The sequence below is a fragment of the Ruegeria sp. ABV4_181 genome, assembly GCF_056158465.1.
Window position 1 is genome coordinate 3581023 of record NZ_JBSWTI010000002.1, and the last position, 17337, is coordinate 3598359.

Here is a 17337-nt window from a genome sequence, read left to right on the forward strand (position 1 = left end):
CATGCGGCGGTTTGCGCTCATAACATTGTTGCTGTTTGCGGCAGGCGCGGCGTGGCTTGGCTGGCACCAGTTCGGGCCGCGCCCGCCTGCGCCGCCAATGGCTCCTCACGCCACGCAGATCGACTATATCCTGATCGAAAAGTCTGCCCGTTTGCTGACCGCCACCCTGAACGGTGCGGTTGTCATGCAGGCCGACATCGCACTGGGTTTTGCACCCGATGGCGATAAGCAACAGGAAGGTGACGGGAAAACACCGATTGGCACCTTCAAGATCGACAGGCGCAATCCTCAGAGCGCCTATCACCTGTCTTTGGGGATCAACTATCCGCTGCCCGAAGATGTCACGCGCGCCCAAAGCCTGGGCATCGATCCGGGCGGCGATATCTTCATACACGGGCCACCAAACGGTGTCGTCGGCCTGGCCCTGCCCGGCGACTGGACGGCAGGGTGCATCGCGATCTCAAACGCCGAAATGGCGCAGCTTTGGAGCCTGACGCCAACCGGTACTGTCGTGGAAATCCGCCCCTAGTCCTCGTACCCCAGCAGGGCAATCGGCGCATCGGGCGCGCGGTAGAAATCCAGCGGAGCCTTGTCCGCCGCTGCCGTGCTGCGCTTGAACTCGTACCGCATTTCACCTGCTTCATCTTCATCCGCAATGATCAGGCACTGATACAGGTGACGGGCGCCATCGTAAATATCGACCAGCCCACGCAGCCGAGGCGTCGATGCGGCCTCGACAGTGAAGCCGTCTTTCCACAATCTCAGGATTTTGAAGGCATTGTCGCCAATCTGTACCCGCAGGCGGCTGGTTTTCTTCAGAGCCGCGATTCGCGCCGCATCCAATTCGGCGCTGATTTCCTTTGAAACATAGGTCGTCATAATAAATTTCCCCCGCAATGGTCTCTATTGTGCGGCAGCAATCGTAAAAATCCAATGAAGCCGTTCACACAACAGCCTTTGGCCTTAAATTGTTGCGTGGAAATCCTAATCGACCTGTGCGCAAGCGCAGGTTCGGTGCGCGTCGCCTGTCATAGGAAGGCAGGCAGCGACCCCTTATGTTTACCGAAATCGCATTGCGGAGGACTTGAAATGGGCCTGTTGGTCGACGGCAAATGGCATGACACCTGGTATGACACCAAATCCACCGGCGGCGCGTTCAAACGCAGCGCCGCGCAGTTTCGCAACTGGCTGACCGCCGATGGCAGCGCCGGAACGACCGGCAAAGGCGGGTTCAAGGCAGAGCCCGATCGTTACCATCTGTATGTCAGCCTCGCCTGCCCCTGGGCGCATCGCACGCTTATCTTCCGCGAACTAAAGGGGCTGAGCAACCTGATCTCGGTTTCTGTAGTGCATCCCGACATGCTGGATCACGGCTGGACCTTCGAAACCGACGACCACGGCGCCACGGGTGACGGGCTGTACGGTCTGGACTTTGCACATCAGGTCTATACCAAGGCCGACCCGGCCTATTCAGGCCGCGTGACCGTTCCGATCCTGTGGGACAGAAAGCAGGAAACGATTGTCTCGAACGAAAGTTCGGAAATCATCCGCATGTTCAATTCGGCCTTCGACGGCATCACCGGCAATACCAACGACTACTGGCCCGAGGCGATGCGCGACGCGATCGAAGAGGTCAACGCCCGCATCTATTCCAACGTCAACAACGGCGTTTACAAATCCGGCTTTGCCACCACTCAGCAAGCCTATGATGCCGCCGTTGAGCCGCTTTTCGACACGCTGGACTGGCTTGAGGATCGTCTGGCTTCGAACCGCTATCTGATGGGCGACCGTGTGACCGAGGCCGACTGGCGATTGTTCACCACGCTGATCCGGTTCGATCCGGTCTATCACCTGCATTTCAAATGCAACCGGCGCCGGCTGATCGACTACCCCAACCTGTGGGCCTTCACCCGCGAGTTGTACCAGTGGCCAGGCGTGGCCGGAACGGTGAACATGAACCACATCGTGCGCCACTATCACTACAGCCACGACAGCATCAATCCGCACCGGATCATCCCGGTGAACCCGGCACTGAACTATACCGAGCCTCATGGCCGCGGTCAGCGACCCGCCGCGTAATGCTCCACCATCGCCGCCAGATCCTCTGGCGGCGTCCCGCTTTGCACATAGGCGCAGGCGTTCGGGCTGTGTGCGAAAATCGAACCATCCGAAAAGAATGTGGTGTTGGTGACAAAGATCACCCGTGCCTCGGGGCGGCGGTAGCTGGCGAAATCCGCCACCGCCAGCGCGCTGCCTGTTTCCAGAACCAGATCCAGCACGATAATGTCGAAATCCGCGCCATAAAGCGCAAGGATCGCGGCCTCCTGCCCGGTGACAAGCGTCACCTCGGCATTTTGCCGTTCCAGATGCCTTTTCCAGACCCGACCAAGATCGGGGTTACTCTCAACAATCAGAACATTCATTTGCAACAACCTCGGCACTAGGTATGGTGAGTGGTGCCGACCCCCGTGGTTTGTGATCACGCTATTTCCTTAACAAACTGTTAACGACGCCCCTCCCAGCCACCGGTCACGCGGATTTGCTTGTGTAAATGGCGAAAATCCGCTTGAAGCAGGCCGAAACAGGCGATTCAGGCGAGGCACCCGATGGCAGGCCATGACGATACCTTGAACCCACGCGCCGCACGCGATCACGGCGGCGGACTGGATGCAGCCATCGCCGCCTATGGCGGAACGCGCGCGGACTGGATCGACCTGTCCACCGGCATCAACCCGCACCCGTACGACATTTCGGGGCTGGTTCCGTCGGACTGGACCGGATTGCCGGATCACGGCGCCTTTACGCTTCTGACCCACGCGGCACGCCGGTTCTGGTCGGTCCCCGAAAACGCTGCTATCCTGCCTGCGCCGGGTGCCTCGGCCATCATCGCGCGCCTTCCCGCGCTGGCGGCCAGGGGCCATGTCCAGATCACCATGCCAACCTATAACGAGCACGCTGCGGCATTTTCGGCGCAGGGCTGGACTGTGGCCGAGTACGGCCCCGCGCAGGCCCGCGTCCTTGTGCATCCGAACAACCCTGATGGCCGGGTCTGGTCAGCGGCCGATGTTGACGCGCCGCTGACCGTGATCGACGAAAGCTTTTGCGACGTCTGCCCAGACGCGTCGCTGATACATCTGGCAGATCGGCCCGGCGTCATTGTCCTTAAAAGCTTTGGCAAATTCTGGGGCCTGGCGGGGATGCGGCTGGGCTTCGCCATTGGTCACCCGGATCTGATCGCCCGGCTGAACGATTTGACCGGCCCCTGGGCAGTCTCCGGTCCTGCACTGCGGATCGGGGCGCGGGCGTTGTCTGATTTCGGCTGGGCCGCCGCGACCCGACAGGTACTGAGTACCGAGGCCGCCCGGTTGGACCGGTTGCTGATCCGCAATGAGGCCGAACTTGTCGGTGGAACAACCCTGTTCCGCCTCTACCAAGTCGTCGATGCCGCAAACTGGCAGGATCGGCTGGCCCGCGCCCATATCTGGAGCCGTGTTTTCCCCTATTCCAGTACCCTTCTGCGGCTGGGGTTGCCGCCATCAGACGGGTGGGACAGGCTGGAGGCCGCATTGTGAGCACCGCGTTTCTGCTGGTGTGCGCCATGTGCCTCGATGCAGCACTGGGAGAGCCCGACTGGCTGTGGTCCCGCGTCCGCCACCCCGCGGTTGCCATCGGCAACATCATCGGCTGGCTGGACAATCGGCTGAACCGGGGCGACATGCGGCGACTGAAAGGGTGTGCCATAGTTGCGGCGCTGACCGTCGGCGCGTTGATGACCGGGTATGCGCTGACGTTGCTGGGGCCTTTGGCCGAGGTCATCTTCTGCGCCATCCTGCTGGCGCAGAAGTCACTGGTTACGCATGTGCGTGACGTTGGCGAGGGGCTGCGCAACTCATTGTCGGAGGGGCGCGCGAAAGTGGCCATGATCGTCTCGCGCGACACGCGCGACATGAACGAGGCACAGGTCGCCCGGTCAGCCATCGAAAGCGCGGCCGAGAACCTCAGCGACGGGGTGATAGCACCGGCTTTCTGGTTTCTGGTCGCAGGGCTGCCGGGCCTGTTGGTTTACAAGGCCGTCAACACCGCCGACAGCATGATCGGCTACAGGAACGAGAAATACCGCGCCTTTGGCTGGGCTGCGGCCCGGTTCGACGACGTGTTGAACCTGATCCCAGCCCGCCTGACCTGTTTGATCATCGTGGCGCTGTCCGGCCAGTGGGGTCGGTGGCCCGAGATCGTCGCAGATGCCCGACGCCACATTTCGCCCAATGCCGGTTGGCCCGAGGCTGCGATGGCCCGCGCGCTCAACGTGGCTCTGGCCGGACCACGAAGTTATGACGGGCAAGTGCGTGATCTGGCCTGGGTCAACGGCAACGCTCCGCGCGAAATCGGCGCGCCGGAAGTTTTCCGCGCATGTGACATGCTGTGGCGGGTTTGGGGGCTTGCGCTTGGTCTTCTGTCAGTGTGGGTTGGGGTCAGCTTTTTCTTGTGACGGACCTGTTCATGCGCATTCTTTCCGGCCTGGTGGCCGCCGCTTTCATCGCCTCGCCCGCTTTTGCCCAATGCGGCGGCGGGTTCAATTCCTTTGTGCGGGGCATGAAGGCCGAGGCTGCGCAACAGGGGTTTGACGACGCCACCGTAAACGCGTTCTTTCAGGGCGTGCAGCAGGACAGCGCAGTGCTGAAGGCCGACCGCGCGCAGGGCGTGTTCCAAAAGCCGTTCATCGAATTTTCCCGACGTCTGATCTCACAAAACCGGATTGAGCGCGGCCAGGCCATGTCCCGCAAATACGACGCGGTTTTTGACCGGATCGAACGTGAATACGGCGTCTCGCGGGGGGTTTTGCTGGCGTTTTGGGCCTTCGAAACGGATTACGGGGCGTTTCAGGGCGACTTCAACACACGCAACGCGCTGGTCACTCTGGCTCATGACTGCCGCCGGCCCGAATTGTTCCGACCGCAGGTCTTTGCCGCAATTGAACTGTTCCAACAAGGGAGCTTTGAGCCCAACCGGACAACCGGCGCCTGGGCCGGTGAGATCGGCATGGTACAGATGCTGCCCCGCGACATTCTGGAAAACGGTGTCGACGGGGATGGAGACGGCAACGTCTCGCTGAAAAGCTCGGCGCCGGATGCGCTGATGTCGGGCGGCAAGATGCTGTCGCATCTGGGCTGGCAGGCGGGCAAGCCCTGGCTGCAGGAAGTAACGGTGCCCGCACAGATGGACTGGTCGCTGTCCGGCCCCGGCAAGCCGCGCCCGGTGTCCGAGTGGCAGGCGATGGGCGTTCAGGCACGCAGCGGATCGCTGACCAACCTGCCCGCCTCGCTGATCCTGCCGCAGGGGCATAAGGGTCCCGCCTTTCTGGCCTATCCGAATTTCGACGTCTATTTCGAATGGAACCAGAGCTTTGTCTATGTCCTGACAGCCGCCTATTTCGGCACCCGTCTGGAAGGCGGGCAGGTCTATGACGCAGGCAACCCGGCGCAGGGTCTGTCAGGCGCGCAAATGAAGCAGTTGCAGAGCAAACTGCAGGCACGCGGTTACGACGTGGGCAAGATCGACGGGATTCTCGGGGCCGGAACCCGCGCGGCGGTGCAGGCCGAGCAATCAAGGCTGGGGCTGCCAGCAGATGCGTGGCCGACAGTGGATCTATTGAACAAGTTGTAAGGTGGCAGGTCTGCCACATTTCCCAAGTTGTCGGTGTTCATCCTTCTGTCCGGATGGCGCCGGCTATCATCGGTCAACCCATTGACTTTAATTGATTTTATTAGAAAATTTTTTGCCGACACCCGGATTTTTAACCAAGGCAAAACGGCTCATTCACATTGAGTTCATTCTGAGTTCATTTTGAGTAATTTTATCTCCAATTTTGCGGCAAAAATCGGACAACATCACTTCGTATGATCATTCGGAAATCTGAATACAACGGAGTTTCCCATGTTCAAACGACAGCCTCAGAAGGCTTCGAACATTGTGCGCCCGAGTAAAGGTTTTAAAGAGTTTCAGAGTTTTGTTTCCAAGGAAGATGGCGCGCTAACAATTTTCACGCTTTTTGTCTTTCTGTGCATTCTGGCTGCTACCGGAATGGCCGTAGACTTGATGAACTACGAGAGAGACCGCGTAAGATTGCAATGGGCGTTAGATAACGCCGTGCTGGCCGCCGCAAACCTTGAACAGGAAATGCCGCCGGCTGATGTGGTGAATGCCCATTTCGCAGCCCAGGGCCTTGGTGACTACGAAAAAGACATCGACGTTCAGGATGCCTATCTGGATCGGACGGTCACTGCCGGCGTCTCATCAGAGTTCACGACAAATTTCATGCGCCTAAGCGGCATTCCGACCCTTCAAATGGGAGTTGTCGCCGCTGCAAACGAGGCAGCACCGCATACCGAGATTTCCATGGTCCTGGATATTTCAGGAAGCATGGGAACCGGCAACCGTGTCGCACTTATGCAGGCAGCTGCCAAGGCGTTTGTGACAAAAAGCCTGAGCCGTAATGCTGATCCCACCTCCGGAGCAAAATCCGAGACACAAACCTCGATCAACATTATTCCTTTCGCAGGTCAGACAAACCCGGGTTCCACGATGTTTGAATACCTGGGCGGTGAACGCTTCGGCACGACCACGGAAGAAGACTATTTTGATGAATGGACACAGGATGTCTCGAACGTTGTTTTCTGGTTCGATACCGACAATGACAACGACGTCGATTTTTCGGCAAAGATCGAAGGGTATCCGGGCCGCGATGTCGAACTATTCAACAAGGATGACGTCGACACATATTACCACTATGTCAAAGACTTCATCATAACCAAGACGTCCGAACTGCCTGAATCCGCCGAAATGCTGGGCGCGTCCATCAAGGGCGGCAAGCAGACCACAACCTTTTTCAGCATAACCGGGGAAACGATTACCGGATCGACAAAGTTCAACAATGTCGACCTGGAATACCAGTTTGACGAGTTCTATTCCTATGTCGAGACCATTCCGAACAACGTCTCTTCCTGCCTTGAACTGACCTATTCGGACTTTCTGAATTCCGACTTGCCGTCAGGCTCGACGGAACAGGTGCCGTACTTCGTGAACTGGGACTATGACGAAACAACCCAGAACTGGGGCTGGTGCCCGGATGACGAAATGAGCATCCAATACGCGCAGAACGATGAAACCATTCTGCACAACTTCATAGATGGTCTGCGGTTGTTCGACGGCACCGGCACCAATTACAGTCTGAAATACGCATTGGCTTTGCTGGACCCTGCTGCCCGAGACGCGTTCGCTTATCTTAGTCAGGTCGGAGAGATTCCAGCGGAGTTTGCAAGCCGTCCGCTTGATTGGGATGCCCGGGACACCTCCAAGTACATTGTTATCATGACGGATGGCCGGACCAGCCCGCAGGTACGTCCGTCCGATGAGATGGAAGAGGAAAACGGCACTACAGAGCTTGTCGCCAGACCGTCAGAGGACACTACTGTAACCTCTTCGCAACTGACCAACCTTCAGCTGTTCAAAAAGCAATGTGAACTGGCCAAGGAGAATGGTGTAACCATCTATGCAGTTGCCTTTGAGACCTCGGAAGTGGCCGCGGCCGAGATCAAGGCCTGCGCATCCTCTCCGTCGCACTACTACGAAGTGACCGGTGAAGAGATCATCGACTCATTTGTGTCGATCGCCGGTTCCATCCAAAAATTGAGATTGATCCAATAGTGAAAGGCGGGATTGCGGCTTTCACTCCGGTCTGACCGGATAGCGATCCCCCTTTTCATCGATCAGGATCAGCCGTTGGCCGCTGCGCACATAAAGGTCGCAGCGGCTGAACCCGTTTCGATAGGCGATACAGACGCTGCCATCCTCGGCGATTGAGTAGGTTCCAAAAGCGGATTCTCCGCTGGCATAGGTATAGGAATAGGCACCGCCGGCCGAAAACCGGGACTGGCCGTCATCGAAGAAGGTGAGGGTTTGCCCAGCCAGAGAGTCCAGCTCCTCGGGCGTCAGTGGGACGTCGCCGGGTTTGGTGGGCCATTCTGCGGCCCATGCAGGGCCTGCGATCAGCAGGGCAAGGATCGGAATACGGGTCATGCGGCCAGCTTACCCTGATCGCCCGCAACATGGTCATAACGTTGCGGTGAACGGTCAGGCCACCATCTGCTCGGCCTTTTTCAGATCGACCGAGACCAACTGGCTGACGCCCTGTTCCTGCATGGTCACGCCAAACAGCCGGTCCATCCGCGCCATGGTGACTGCGTGGTGGGTGATGATCAGGAACCGTGTGTCGGTCTGGCGGCACATTTCGTCCAGCAGGTCGCAGAACCGGGTGACATTGGCATCGTCCAGCGGGGCGTCAACCTCGTCCAGCACACAGATCGGCGCAGGGTTGGCCAGAAACACGCCGAAGATCAGCGCCGTTGCGGTCAGGGTCTGTTCACCCCCCGAGAGCAGGCTGAGGGTCGACAGTTTCTTGCCCGGCGGCTGGCACATGATCTCAAGCCCGGCATCCAGCGGATCGTCGCTTTCGACCATGACCAGATTGGCCTCGCCACCGCCGAACAGATGCTTGAACAGCATGGCGAAGTTTGAATTCACCTGTTCAAACGCGGTCAGCAGGCGTTCCCGCCCCTCGCGGTTAAGGCTGGCGATGCCGCTGCGCAGGGCCTTGATCGCTTCTTCCAGATCGGCCTTTTCCGTGTTGAGCGTATCGAACTCTTCCTGAACGTCCTTGGAATCCTCCTCGGCCCGCAGGTTCACCGCGCCCATCGCGTCGCGCTGGCGTTTGTGGCGGTTCACTTCCGCCTCCAGCGCGTCGGCCGCGGGCATCTGGTCGGGGTTCACGTCCAACTGGTTCAGCAACTGGTTCGGGGTCAGTTGCTGATCCTCGGCGATGCGTTCGGCTGCGGCCGTCACGCTTTCCTTTGCGGCGTCACACCGGGCCTCAGCCGCCGCACGCGCCTCGCGCGCTTCCGAGGCCAGACGTTCGGCTTCGCGCTCGGCCAGCACGACCTCGCGTTGCTGCGTCTCCGCCTGGGCCAGCTTGTCCGCGGCTTCCGCCCGGCGGGCCTCGGCGGTTTCGATCAGTTCATTCAGTTCTTCGCGGGCCTCAGCGATTTCACCCGGCGCCGCCATGGCCTCGGACAGTTCCTCTTCGGAGCTTTCCTTGCGTTCGGCCAATTCCGAAATCCGCTTTCCGGCGCTGTCCAGGCGGTGCCGCCAGCCGCTGAGATCCTTGGTCACCTCCTGCGTCCGGCGGGTGCGGGCCTCGCCCTCGCGGCGCAGTTCGTCATGAGTTCGAGCGGTGGGTCAACATGGTGATCCGGGCCGCCTCGACCGTCTGTTTGATGTCTTCGACCTGCGCGCGAGCGCTGTCGAGATCGCCCAGCCCGGTCAGCGCGCCCTCGGCCTCGCGCAGTTGCGCGCGGGCGGACATGGCGTCTTCCTTGTGGCGATCGACGGCCAGTGTCAGGGTTTCCAGCCGACCCTGCGCCAGATTGCGGTCAGCCTCGGCCCGGCTGAGCTGGCGGGCCGTTTCCGCCATGCGCTGATCGGCTGCACGACGCGCCTCCCGCGCCCTGCGGTCGGCTTCGGTGACGTCGGCCAGTTGCTGCGAGAGCGCCTCGTGCGCAGCGCGCGCTCCATCGGCCTGCGCCTCAGTGCGGGCCAGCTCCTGTTTCAGCGCTTCCAGCTTGTTCAACTGTTCCAGCCGCAGCGCCGCAGCGCTTGGCGCATCCTCGGCCCAGGCCCGGAACCCGTCCCAGCGCCACAGATCCCCGGAGCGCGACACCAGCCGCTGACCGGGTTTGAGGGACGCCTGCAGCCGGGCACCCTGGTCCGCGTCGACCAGCCCGATCTGCGCGATCCGGCGGCTCAGTCGATCCGGGCCCGAAACATGCAGAGCCAGCGGTTCGGCCCCGTCCGGCAGGGGTTGATCGCTGTCATACCCCGCCACCTGCACCCAGCCCGAAGGCCCGTCGCCCTCAACCAGCGGCGCGCGCAGGTCGTCGGCCAGCGCTGCCCCAAGGGCCTTTTCATAGCCCGGCTCCACACGCAGCAGATCCAGCACCTGCCCACCCTCGGCCGTGTCACGCTCGACAAGTTTGGCCAGCGCCGTTGTCTCGGCACGAATGGCGCCAAGTTCGCCTTCGGCCTCGGACCGCTGGGCGCGGGCCTCGGCCTCGCGCGCCTGTGTCTCGTTGCGCAGTTCGTCCGCCGCGGCCAGTGCTTCCTCGGCGGCCTCGGCGGCCTCACGGGCTTCTTCCTCGCCTTCCTGAGCGGCTTCGAAGGCCTCGCTGGTGCGGGACAAGGCACCGCGCGCTTCTTCCACAGCGGACCGGGCCTTTTCTTCCTCGGCTTCGGACCGGGCCAATGTCTTGCGGCTGTCTTCGACCAGACGCTGCGCCGATTGGTGGCGGGCGACCAGACGGGCCATATCCTCGGTCTGTTGCGACAGGGTCTCTTCGCGGTCCTGCAACACGGCGGCGGCGTCATGGGCGATCTCGGCTGCTTCGGCCAGCTTGTCTTCATGCCCTTCAGCGGCCTTGGCCAGTTCGCGCGCTTCCCATTCCAGACGCTCAATCATCTGACCGGCATCCCGGTTCAGCCCGGTCTCGCGTTCGATATCGTTGCCCAGTTGCTGAATGCGATTGCTCAGCGTTTCGATGGTCTGGCGGGCGCGGGTTTCCTGATCGGCCAACGCGTCGCGCTGCACCTGCTGGCGTTGCAGGACGGCGGCGGCGATGGCCTCTTCTTCGCGCAGGGGCGGCAGGGTTTCTTCGATCTCGGCGCGTCTGGCACCTGCGGCACGGGCTTCGGCCTCGGCACGCGAGGCTTCGGTGATGCGGTCGCGCAGCTTGTCTTCGGCCAGCTGGCGGGCGATGTCCGCCTCTTTCCAGCGGCGATAAAGCAGCATGCCCTCGGCCTGCCGCAGCAACTCTCCGATTTCGCGATACCGGGCGGCCTGACGGGCCTGACGGGCCAGTTGTGCTAGTTGCGTGCCCAGTTGTTCCAGCACGTCATCCACGCGCGTCAGGTTGGCTTCGGTCCCTTTCAACTTCAACTCGGCCTCATGCCGGCGCTGATAAAGACCCGATATCCCGGCGGCCTCTTCCAGAATACGGCGACGGGCGCGGGGTTTGGCATTGATCAGTTCGGCGATGCGATTCTGACCCACCAGCGCGGGCGAGTGCGCCCCGGTCGAGGCATCGGCAAACAGCATCTGAACATCCCGCGCGCGCACATCTTTGCCATTGGTCTTATAGGCGCTGCCGACATCGCGGGTGATGCGGCGTACGATCTCCAACTGATCGCTGTCATTAAAGCCTGACGGTGCCAGCCGTTCCGAGTTGTCCATGGTCAGGACGACCTCGGCAAAGTTGCGGGCGGGGCGCGTGGCGGCACCGGCAAAGATCACGTCCTCCATCGCGCCACCGCGCATGGATTTCGGGCGGTTTTCCCCCATCACCCAGCGCAACGCTTCCAACAGGTTTGATTTGCCGCAGCCATTGGGACCCACCACACCGGTCAACCCATCCGCAATGATCAGGTCCGTCGGATCGACAAAGCTTTTGAAGCCGGTGAGTTTGAGTTTGCTGAAACGCAAAGGCAGGGGTCCTGTGATTCCTATATCTAGAAGTTTGCGCAACTGATTGGGGCTGAGTCAACGAGGTTGCGCAGGATATGGGATATCAGCCGGAGTTATCCACAACATCTTGCCGAAATGCGCAGAAAAACGCGTATCTCAATAGGGCGTACACTCGAACACCTGATAGCCGTGGTCAGAGCCCACATCTTCGTAGACACCGTAATCGACGCATTCGTAATTCGGCGTCGAAACAGCCGTCAGTAGCAGACGTTCACCCGCCGCCCTGTCACAGCCAAGAACGCCGACAGTCACCGCCGCGTCGCCCAGCACATCCAGAATAGGACAGCCCGAAACCTGCGCCATGGCCAACCCGGCCCGGTCGCGGATCGGGCCCAATCGCGGGGCGTACTGCATGTTGATCCGAACCGCCTCGGCAAGATTGCCCCGTACGCGCACGTCAAAAACGCTGCCGTTCACCGCAACGCGGGTGGCGGGCACATCGCGAAAATGAGGGGTGCCGGCCGAACAGGCGGCCAGCATCAGCAGGCACAGATAGCGGATCATGCCGCCAGTCTTGGCGCAATAGGGTTAACAGAACCTTTCCACGACCTTTGCCTGCGGTCAGGCGCGCAGAACCGTACCCAACCGGCGGATGCCTTCGCGGATCGTCGGCTCATCCGAGTTTGAAAAGCTCAACCGGATCGTATTGCCGCCCGTTCCGTCCGGGAAAAAGGCGCGCCCCGGAACAAAGGCCAGTTTCACGCTTTCCAGCGACCGTTCCAGCAATTCGGCCCCATCGTACGCGGCGGGCAGAGTCAGCCAGACAAACATCCCGCCCTCGGGCCGGGTCCAGGTTACGCCATCCGGCATGTGTTCTTTCAGTGCGGACAGCATGGCATCGCGACGTGCGGCATAGGTTCGGCGCAACATGGGAATGTGGGTGTCGAAACAGGCTTGCGCCACCTGATGCACCGCCATTTGATTGACCGTAGCCGAATGCAGGTCGGCCGCCTGTTTCAACAGCACGATCTGGGAAATCACCGGCTTTGCGGCAACAACCCACCCGACCCGGAGCCCCGGTGAAAGTGTTTTCGAGAAACTGCCGCAATAGATCGTCCGGCAACGCTCGATCGAGCCCTTCCGCGCCAGTTCCAGCGCCAGCACCGGCGGGATCGCCTCGCCGTCATAGCGCAGCGCCTGATACGCGCCGTCTTCGATCACGGCGCAATTCAGGTCCTCCGCAAGATCCAGCAACGCCTCTCTGCCGCGCAGGTCTACGGTCTCGCCCGTTGGGTTGGCAAAATCCGGAGACAGGTACGCGAATTTGACCCGGCCCTCACCTGCCGCTGCGGCGTATTCCGCCGCGCCCAGATTGCCATCGACGCTGAGGCGGTCAAAACGCGGCTCATAGGCGTCGAACGCGTTTATCGCACCCAGATAAGTGGGCCAGCCGACCAACGCGGTGTCGCCGGGTGATAGATAGAGTTTACCCAGGTAATCCAGCGCCTGTTGCGACCCGGAGGTGATCAGGATGTTGCCGATGTCACACTCGATCCCGATCTGACGCATGTGATCGACCAGCCATTCGCGCAGAGGCACATATCCCTCGCTGATCGAATATTGCAGCGCCTGCGCCCGCTGTTCCGGCGACAGCGCCGCCTGAAAAGCCTGCTGAAACGCGTCGCCGGGAAACAATGCCGGGTCAGGAATTCCACCCGCGAACGAGATGATGCCCGGTTGATCCAGAAGCTTGAGCAACTCGCGTATCTCGGACGCCTTCATCCGGGCCGTCCTTGTGGCAAACAGGTCTTTGGTCAACATGAGTTTCCTCCACTCTCACGTGGGGTCAGCCTAGGTATCGCAACGTTAATGTCAACACTTCTGACCTAATAATTCGGAGCGTCAGAATGGCGTTCTTGAACAAGTCTGAGATACGTGGTCATATGATTTGACCAATCCCAAATCACTAGCAGCATGCCCTTTCAAAAAGTTCAGACCGAAAAGCTGTCCATCGCGGTGGTCAAACAGATTGAGTTGCTGATTTTGCGAGGCATCCTGCGCCCCGGCGAACGCCTTCCGCCCGAGCGTGAACTGGCAGACCGGATGGGCGTTTCACGCCCATCCCTGCGCGACGCGATCGCGGAACTGCAGGATCAGGGACTGCTGACCGCCAAAGCGGGTTCCGGCATTTACGTGGCCGAGGTTTTGGGTTCGGCCTTTTCTCCGGCGCTCGTCCGGTTGTTTGGCAGTCACGAGGAAGCCGTTTTCGACTATCTTTCGTTCCGGCGAGACATGGAAGGGCTTGCCGCCGAGCGTACCGCCCGGCTGGGATCGGTCAGTGATCTGAAAGTCATCCAGGCGATATTCGACAAGATGGAAGCCGCGCACGCCCGCAACGCCACCGAAGACGAGGCCCATCTGGACGCGCAGTTCCATATGGCCATCATCGAAGCCAGCCACAATGTCGTGATGCTGCATATGATGCGGTCCATGTATGACCTGCTGCAACAAGGCGTGTTCTATAACCGCCAGATGATGTTTCAGCAGCGCGCCACACGCGAAGCGATTCTGGACCAGCATCGTGCAATCAACACCGCGCTACAGGCGCGTGACCCGGAGGGCGCGCGCGACGCTGTGCACCGTCATCTGAGCTTTGTCCGACGCTGCATGGAAGATCATCAGAAAGCCGCCCGGAACGAAACCATCGCGCAGCAGCGGCTGGAGCATGAGACAGGGCAGACCTGATGTTCATCGGACATTTGCCGGGTGCCTATCTGGTCTTTCGCGCTGCGACACCAAACATTGGGAAACTGGCGTTTGCAGCCGCACTGGTGGGCGCGGTTGCACCAGATCTGGACATGTTCTGGTTCTATTTCGTCGACGGGCGCGCGCATCACCACCATGCCTACCTGACGCATCGCCCGATTTTGTGGGCGGGATTTTTGCTGGCGGGATTTCTGTTGGGGTTGCACTGGCCTCGAATGGGCCGCGTTCTGACCTTTTTTGGTGCCGGTGGGCTTTTGCATATGGTTCTGGACTCGGTCGTCGGAGAGATCGCCTGGGCCTGGCCCTTATCAGACGCTTCGCGCCCCCTGGTGACCGTACAGGCGACGCATTCGCACTGGATTCTGTCTTTTCTCAATCATTGGACCTTCGCGGTCGAGATCGCGATAACCGTCCTTGCCCTGATCGTGTGGTTTCGGACCCGAAGACAGCCCGCCTCCCCGGGTTAACATGGGACCCACCTGTTATTGGGGCGTCAAATCCCGTGCAAAATCCGCATGACGCCGTGCTTCCAAAGCTGCAGGCGCTTCAGTGGTTGAGGATCCACCGCGGGCAGTGATGGAAAGCTGCCTTCTGCTTCATCGCGGCTGCGCAGCGTGACGGGTGTATCAAGAATGGATCGGATCAATTTATCAGCGCTGCTCTCCAGCCGCCGCTCGCGTCGGATCGCTTCCAACATTTCGCCATGATACGTCTCCATGGCTTCGGATCGCTGACCTTCGCGGAAGCGAAACGCTCCGATCTGAGCGTGAACTGGAACCAGATTAGCGTGTCGCGAGAAACGCAGCCACAATTCACCGTCTACAGCAAGCTTTAGCGTCTCGTCGAACTGACCACCTGCGCACTCCCACAAACTGCGGCGCCAATATGTCAATTCCTGCTGTACCCATTGGTAATCGCCCGCCAACAATCTGGCCCGAGACACTGGCTTGGGTCGGCGAACGCTTAGTACGTTGTCCTCTTCGTCGATACAGGTGACGCGACCGGTCAGCCATTCGATTTCCTTGTTCAGAGCAAAAAGAGAACCAACGACGGAAAGTCCGCCTGGCATCAGGACATCATCTGAGTTGATCCAGCCCATCACCTCACCGCGCGACGCCGCAAAGCCCTTGTTCAAGGCGTTCGCCTGGCCTGTATCGGGCTCAGAAATGATATGCGAAAACGCATCGCGGTAACGATCGGCGACTTCAAGGGATCCGTCGGTACTGCCGCCATCTGCGAGAATCAGGTCCAGATTGGGATAATCCTGATCCAACACGGATCTGATTGTGCGCTCCAAAAAGTCAGCACAATTCAGATTCGGAATCACGACGCTGATCAACGGCAGCTCAGTCATGGTATTCTCGCATTAAATCAACCCTGCCGGGAATAGGTCAGCAGGTAGCAAATATCGCTTTAGGTTATCTTATTTCGTGCTTCAGGCAAATAGCAGACACCAACTGGGTGTTCGCACGGGCCGGGAAAATCCCGGTACAACGCCGACCCGGCGGCAATCCGCCGGGTCGCACGAGGTTAATGAAGCTTGTCTCCGACGTCGGCAATTGCCGCGTCGATCAGCTTGTTCGCTTGCGTCGCAGTCATCTGCTTGGCCAGCACTGCGTTGGCAGCCGAAACCGCCACGGTGATGGCCTGGTCGCGAACTTCCTTGACCGCCGAAGCCTCGGCCGATGCGATCTGATCCTGTGCGGCGGCCAGACGCCGTGCGATGGATTTCTCCAGATCAACCTTGGCTTGTTCCGCCGCCAGTGCCGCGTCCTCTTTCGCCGCAGCCACAATGGCATCTGCCTGACCCTGCACTTCGCGCTGCTTGCGCTCGTACGAGGCCAGCAGGCTGCGGGCTTCTTCGTGCAGGGCGCGGGCTTCGTCCAGTTCGGACTTGATGCCTTCGGCGCGGTTGTCCAACGCGCCACCGATCATGCCTGGCACCTTGAAGTAGAACAGGACCGCGATGAAGACGATGAAGCCCAGAAGGACGACAAAGTCGGTATTGCCAAGCGAGAAGAACGGGCCGCTTGCGGCCAGCGCGGGGCTGGCGGCACCAACAGTCAGGATAACGGCAAGAGTGTTCCGCATGTCACTTATCCTTTCGTCTGTGCATCTACGGCACTGTTAATGGCATCGGCATCCGCCTCGCCGCCCAGTGCTGTGACCAGTTCAGCCGCCGTATCCTTGGCAACCACTTGAATGCTTTCCAGCGCACCGGCACGGATGTCGGCAATTGCCTTTTCCGATTCAGCCGCTTTTGCAGCGATATCCGCATCTGCCTTGGCAATCGCGTCATCCAGACCGGACTGGATTTCGGCGCGGGCTTCCGCTGCGATACGCTGTGCCTCAGAACGGGCATCGGCCAGCGCCTTGTTATAGGCCTCTTCAGCCTCGACCGCCTTGGCCTTCAGATCTTCGGCCGCAGCCAGGTCGTTTGTAATGGTCCCCTGACGTTCCGCCAGGATTGCCGCGATGCGCGGCAAGGCCACGCGGGACAGGACCAGAAAGATGACGACCAGCGTAATGACCAGCCAGAAAATCTGGTTGGGGAACCAATCGAAGCAGAGCTGCGGCATCCCGATGGCAGAGCCATGCGAGTCGACGCACGAGCCAACCACTTCTTCGCTAATGGGTTCAGTCGCCATGATGTCCTCCGTCGGAACGTTGTCTTTACAACAGGTGGGCCGCTATGGCTTGGGCCCACCTGCGCGTAAGGATCAGGTTCCGCAGATTAGACGGCGAACATCAGCAGCAGCGAGACCAGGAATGCAAAGATGCCCAGCGCTTCTGCGAATGCGATACCGATGAACAGGGTTGCGGTCTGCGAAGCAGCCGCCGAAGGGTTGCGCAGGGCGCCGGCCAGGAAGTTGCCTGCAACGTTGCCCACCCCGATTGCGGCTGCGCCGGAACCGATTGCTGCTAGGCCTGCGCCGATGTGTGCGAGATCGCCTTCCATGATGTATCTCCTTACGAATTGGAAGTTTCGATGTTGGGGTATC

17 protein-coding genes and 1 pseudogene are annotated in these 17337 nt (G+C 60.2%); 8 read left to right on the plus strand and 10 right to left on the minus strand.

The genetic code is table 11. From position 1 onward, the window contains the following. Position 1: 1 nt before the first annotated feature. Positions 2-529, plus strand: a complete 528-nt coding sequence (locus ACXAC3_RS17850; RefSeq protein WP_475163025.1) for a L,D-transpeptidase family protein — start codon at positions 2-4, stop codon at positions 527-529. Here ACXAC3_RS17850 and ACXAC3_RS17855 read toward each other — a convergent pair. Beyond that, positions 526-879 (minus strand): hypothetical protein, encoded by a 354-nt coding sequence (locus tag ACXAC3_RS17855; RefSeq protein ID WP_475163028.1) that lies wholly within the window; start codon positions 877-879, stop codon positions 526-528. The genes ACXAC3_RS17850 and ACXAC3_RS17855 overlap by 4 nt on opposite strands. Before the next feature lie 210 nt (positions 880-1089). On the opposite strand from ACXAC3_RS17855, the gene ACXAC3_RS17860 reads away from it, so the two are divergent. Then, positions 1090-2079 (plus strand): glutathione S-transferase family protein, encoded by a 990-nt coding sequence (locus ACXAC3_RS17860; protein ID WP_475163029.1) that lies wholly within the window; start codon positions 1090-1092, stop codon positions 2077-2079. On the opposite strand, the gene ACXAC3_RS17865 is transcribed toward ACXAC3_RS17860, so the two are convergent. Then, entirely contained in the window at positions 2061-2423 is a 363-nt protein-coding gene (locus ACXAC3_RS17865; protein ID WP_475163031.1) for a response regulator transcription factor, read from the minus strand. The two genes, ACXAC3_RS17860 and ACXAC3_RS17865, sit on opposite strands and share 19 nt — an antisense overlap. A 183-nt stretch (positions 2424-2606) precedes the next feature. Here ACXAC3_RS17865 and ACXAC3_RS17870 point away from each other — a divergent pair, with 183 nt between their 5' ends. From ACXAC3_RS17870 to ACXAC3_RS17885, 4 genes are all read left to right on the plus strand, one after another. Further along, positions 2607-3572: a threonine-phosphate decarboxylase gene (locus ACXAC3_RS17870; protein ID WP_475163035.1), complete on the plus strand. Its 966-nt coding sequence runs from the start codon at positions 2607-2609 to the stop codon at positions 3570-3572. Next, positions 3569-4489 (plus strand): adenosylcobinamide-phosphate synthase CbiB, encoded by a 921-nt coding sequence (cbiB, locus tag ACXAC3_RS17875; RefSeq protein WP_475163039.1) that lies wholly within the window; start codon positions 3569-3571, stop codon positions 4487-4489. The genes ACXAC3_RS17870 and cbiB overlap by 4 nt, the downstream gene beginning before the upstream one ends. An 11-nt stretch (positions 4490-4500) precedes the next feature. Next, the gene (locus ACXAC3_RS17880) at positions 4501-5664 is read left to right on the plus strand and encodes a lytic murein transglycosylase (RefSeq protein ID WP_475163041.1); all 1164 of its coding nucleotides are present in this window, start codon (positions 4501-4503) and stop codon (positions 5662-5664) included. A gap of 270 nt (positions 5665-5934) precedes the next feature. After that, complete coding sequence (locus ACXAC3_RS17885) at positions 5935-7704, plus strand: TadE/TadG family type IV pilus assembly protein (protein ID WP_475163044.1); 1770 nt, start codon at positions 5935-5937, stop codon at positions 7702-7704. Positions 7705-7725: 21 nt separating this feature from the next. Here ACXAC3_RS17885 and ACXAC3_RS17890 read toward each other — a convergent pair whose 3' ends face one another. From ACXAC3_RS17890 to ACXAC3_RS17905, 4 genes and pseudogenes are all read right to left on the minus strand, one after another. Further along, positions 7726-8076, minus strand: a complete 351-nt coding sequence (locus tag ACXAC3_RS17890) for a hypothetical protein (RefSeq protein ID WP_475163045.1) — start codon at positions 8074-8076, stop codon at positions 7726-7728. A 54-nt stretch (positions 8077-8130) separates the two neighbouring features. After that, positions 8131-11587: pseudogene (locus tag ACXAC3_RS17895) on the minus strand (chromosome segregation SMC family protein). Between the two features lie 138 nt (positions 11588-11725). Continuing rightward, a complete protein-coding gene (locus ACXAC3_RS17900) occupies positions 11726-12133 on the minus strand; it encodes a hypothetical protein (protein ID WP_475163046.1) in 408 nt (135 codons plus the stop codon). Between the two features lie 57 nt (positions 12134-12190). Beyond that, positions 12191-13390 carry an aminotransferase-like domain-containing protein gene (locus tag ACXAC3_RS17905; protein ID WP_475163049.1) on the minus strand — a complete coding sequence of 400 codons (1200 nt, stop codon included), beginning with the start codon at positions 13388-13390 and terminating at the stop codon, positions 12191-12193. Positions 13391-13543: 153 nt separating this feature from the next. Here ACXAC3_RS17905 and ACXAC3_RS17910 point away from each other — a divergent pair, with 153 nt between their 5' ends. Together ACXAC3_RS17910 and ACXAC3_RS17915 are read left to right on the plus strand one after the other, a co-directional pair. Continuing rightward, positions 13544-14314 (plus strand): FCD domain-containing protein, encoded by a 771-nt coding sequence (locus tag ACXAC3_RS17910; RefSeq protein ID WP_475163050.1) that lies wholly within the window; start codon positions 13544-13546, stop codon positions 14312-14314. Beyond that, a complete protein-coding gene (locus ACXAC3_RS17915; protein ID WP_475163051.1) occupies positions 14314-14802 on the plus strand; it encodes a metal-dependent hydrolase in 489 nt (162 codons plus the stop codon). The genes ACXAC3_RS17910 and ACXAC3_RS17915 overlap by 1 nt, the downstream gene beginning before the upstream one ends. 26 nt (positions 14803-14828) lie before the next feature. On the opposite strand, the gene ACXAC3_RS17920 is transcribed toward ACXAC3_RS17915, so the two are convergent. The 4 genes from ACXAC3_RS17920 to ACXAC3_RS17935 all read right to left on the minus strand — a co-directional run bounded on the left by ACXAC3_RS17920 (position 14829) and on the right by ACXAC3_RS17935 (position 17294). Next, a complete protein-coding gene (locus tag ACXAC3_RS17920; RefSeq protein WP_475163053.1) occupies positions 14829-15689 on the minus strand; it encodes a glycosyltransferase family 2 protein in 861 nt (286 codons plus the stop codon). 176 nt (positions 15690-15865) lie between these two features. Beyond that, positions 15866-16426, minus strand: a complete 561-nt coding sequence (locus ACXAC3_RS17925; RefSeq protein ID WP_475163055.1) for a F0F1 ATP synthase subunit B — start codon at positions 16424-16426, stop codon at positions 15866-15868. Positions 16427-16431: 5 nt separating this feature from the next. Beyond that, entirely contained in the window at positions 16432-16983 is a 552-nt protein-coding gene (locus tag ACXAC3_RS17930) for a F0F1 ATP synthase subunit B' (protein ID WP_475163060.1), read from the minus strand. 86 nt (positions 16984-17069) lie between these two features. Then, positions 17070-17294 carry a F0F1 ATP synthase subunit C gene (locus ACXAC3_RS17935; protein WP_005981269.1) on the minus strand — a complete coding sequence of 75 codons (225 nt, stop codon included), beginning with the start codon at positions 17292-17294 and terminating at the stop codon, positions 17070-17072. Between the last annotated feature and the right edge of the window lie 43 nt (positions 17295-17337).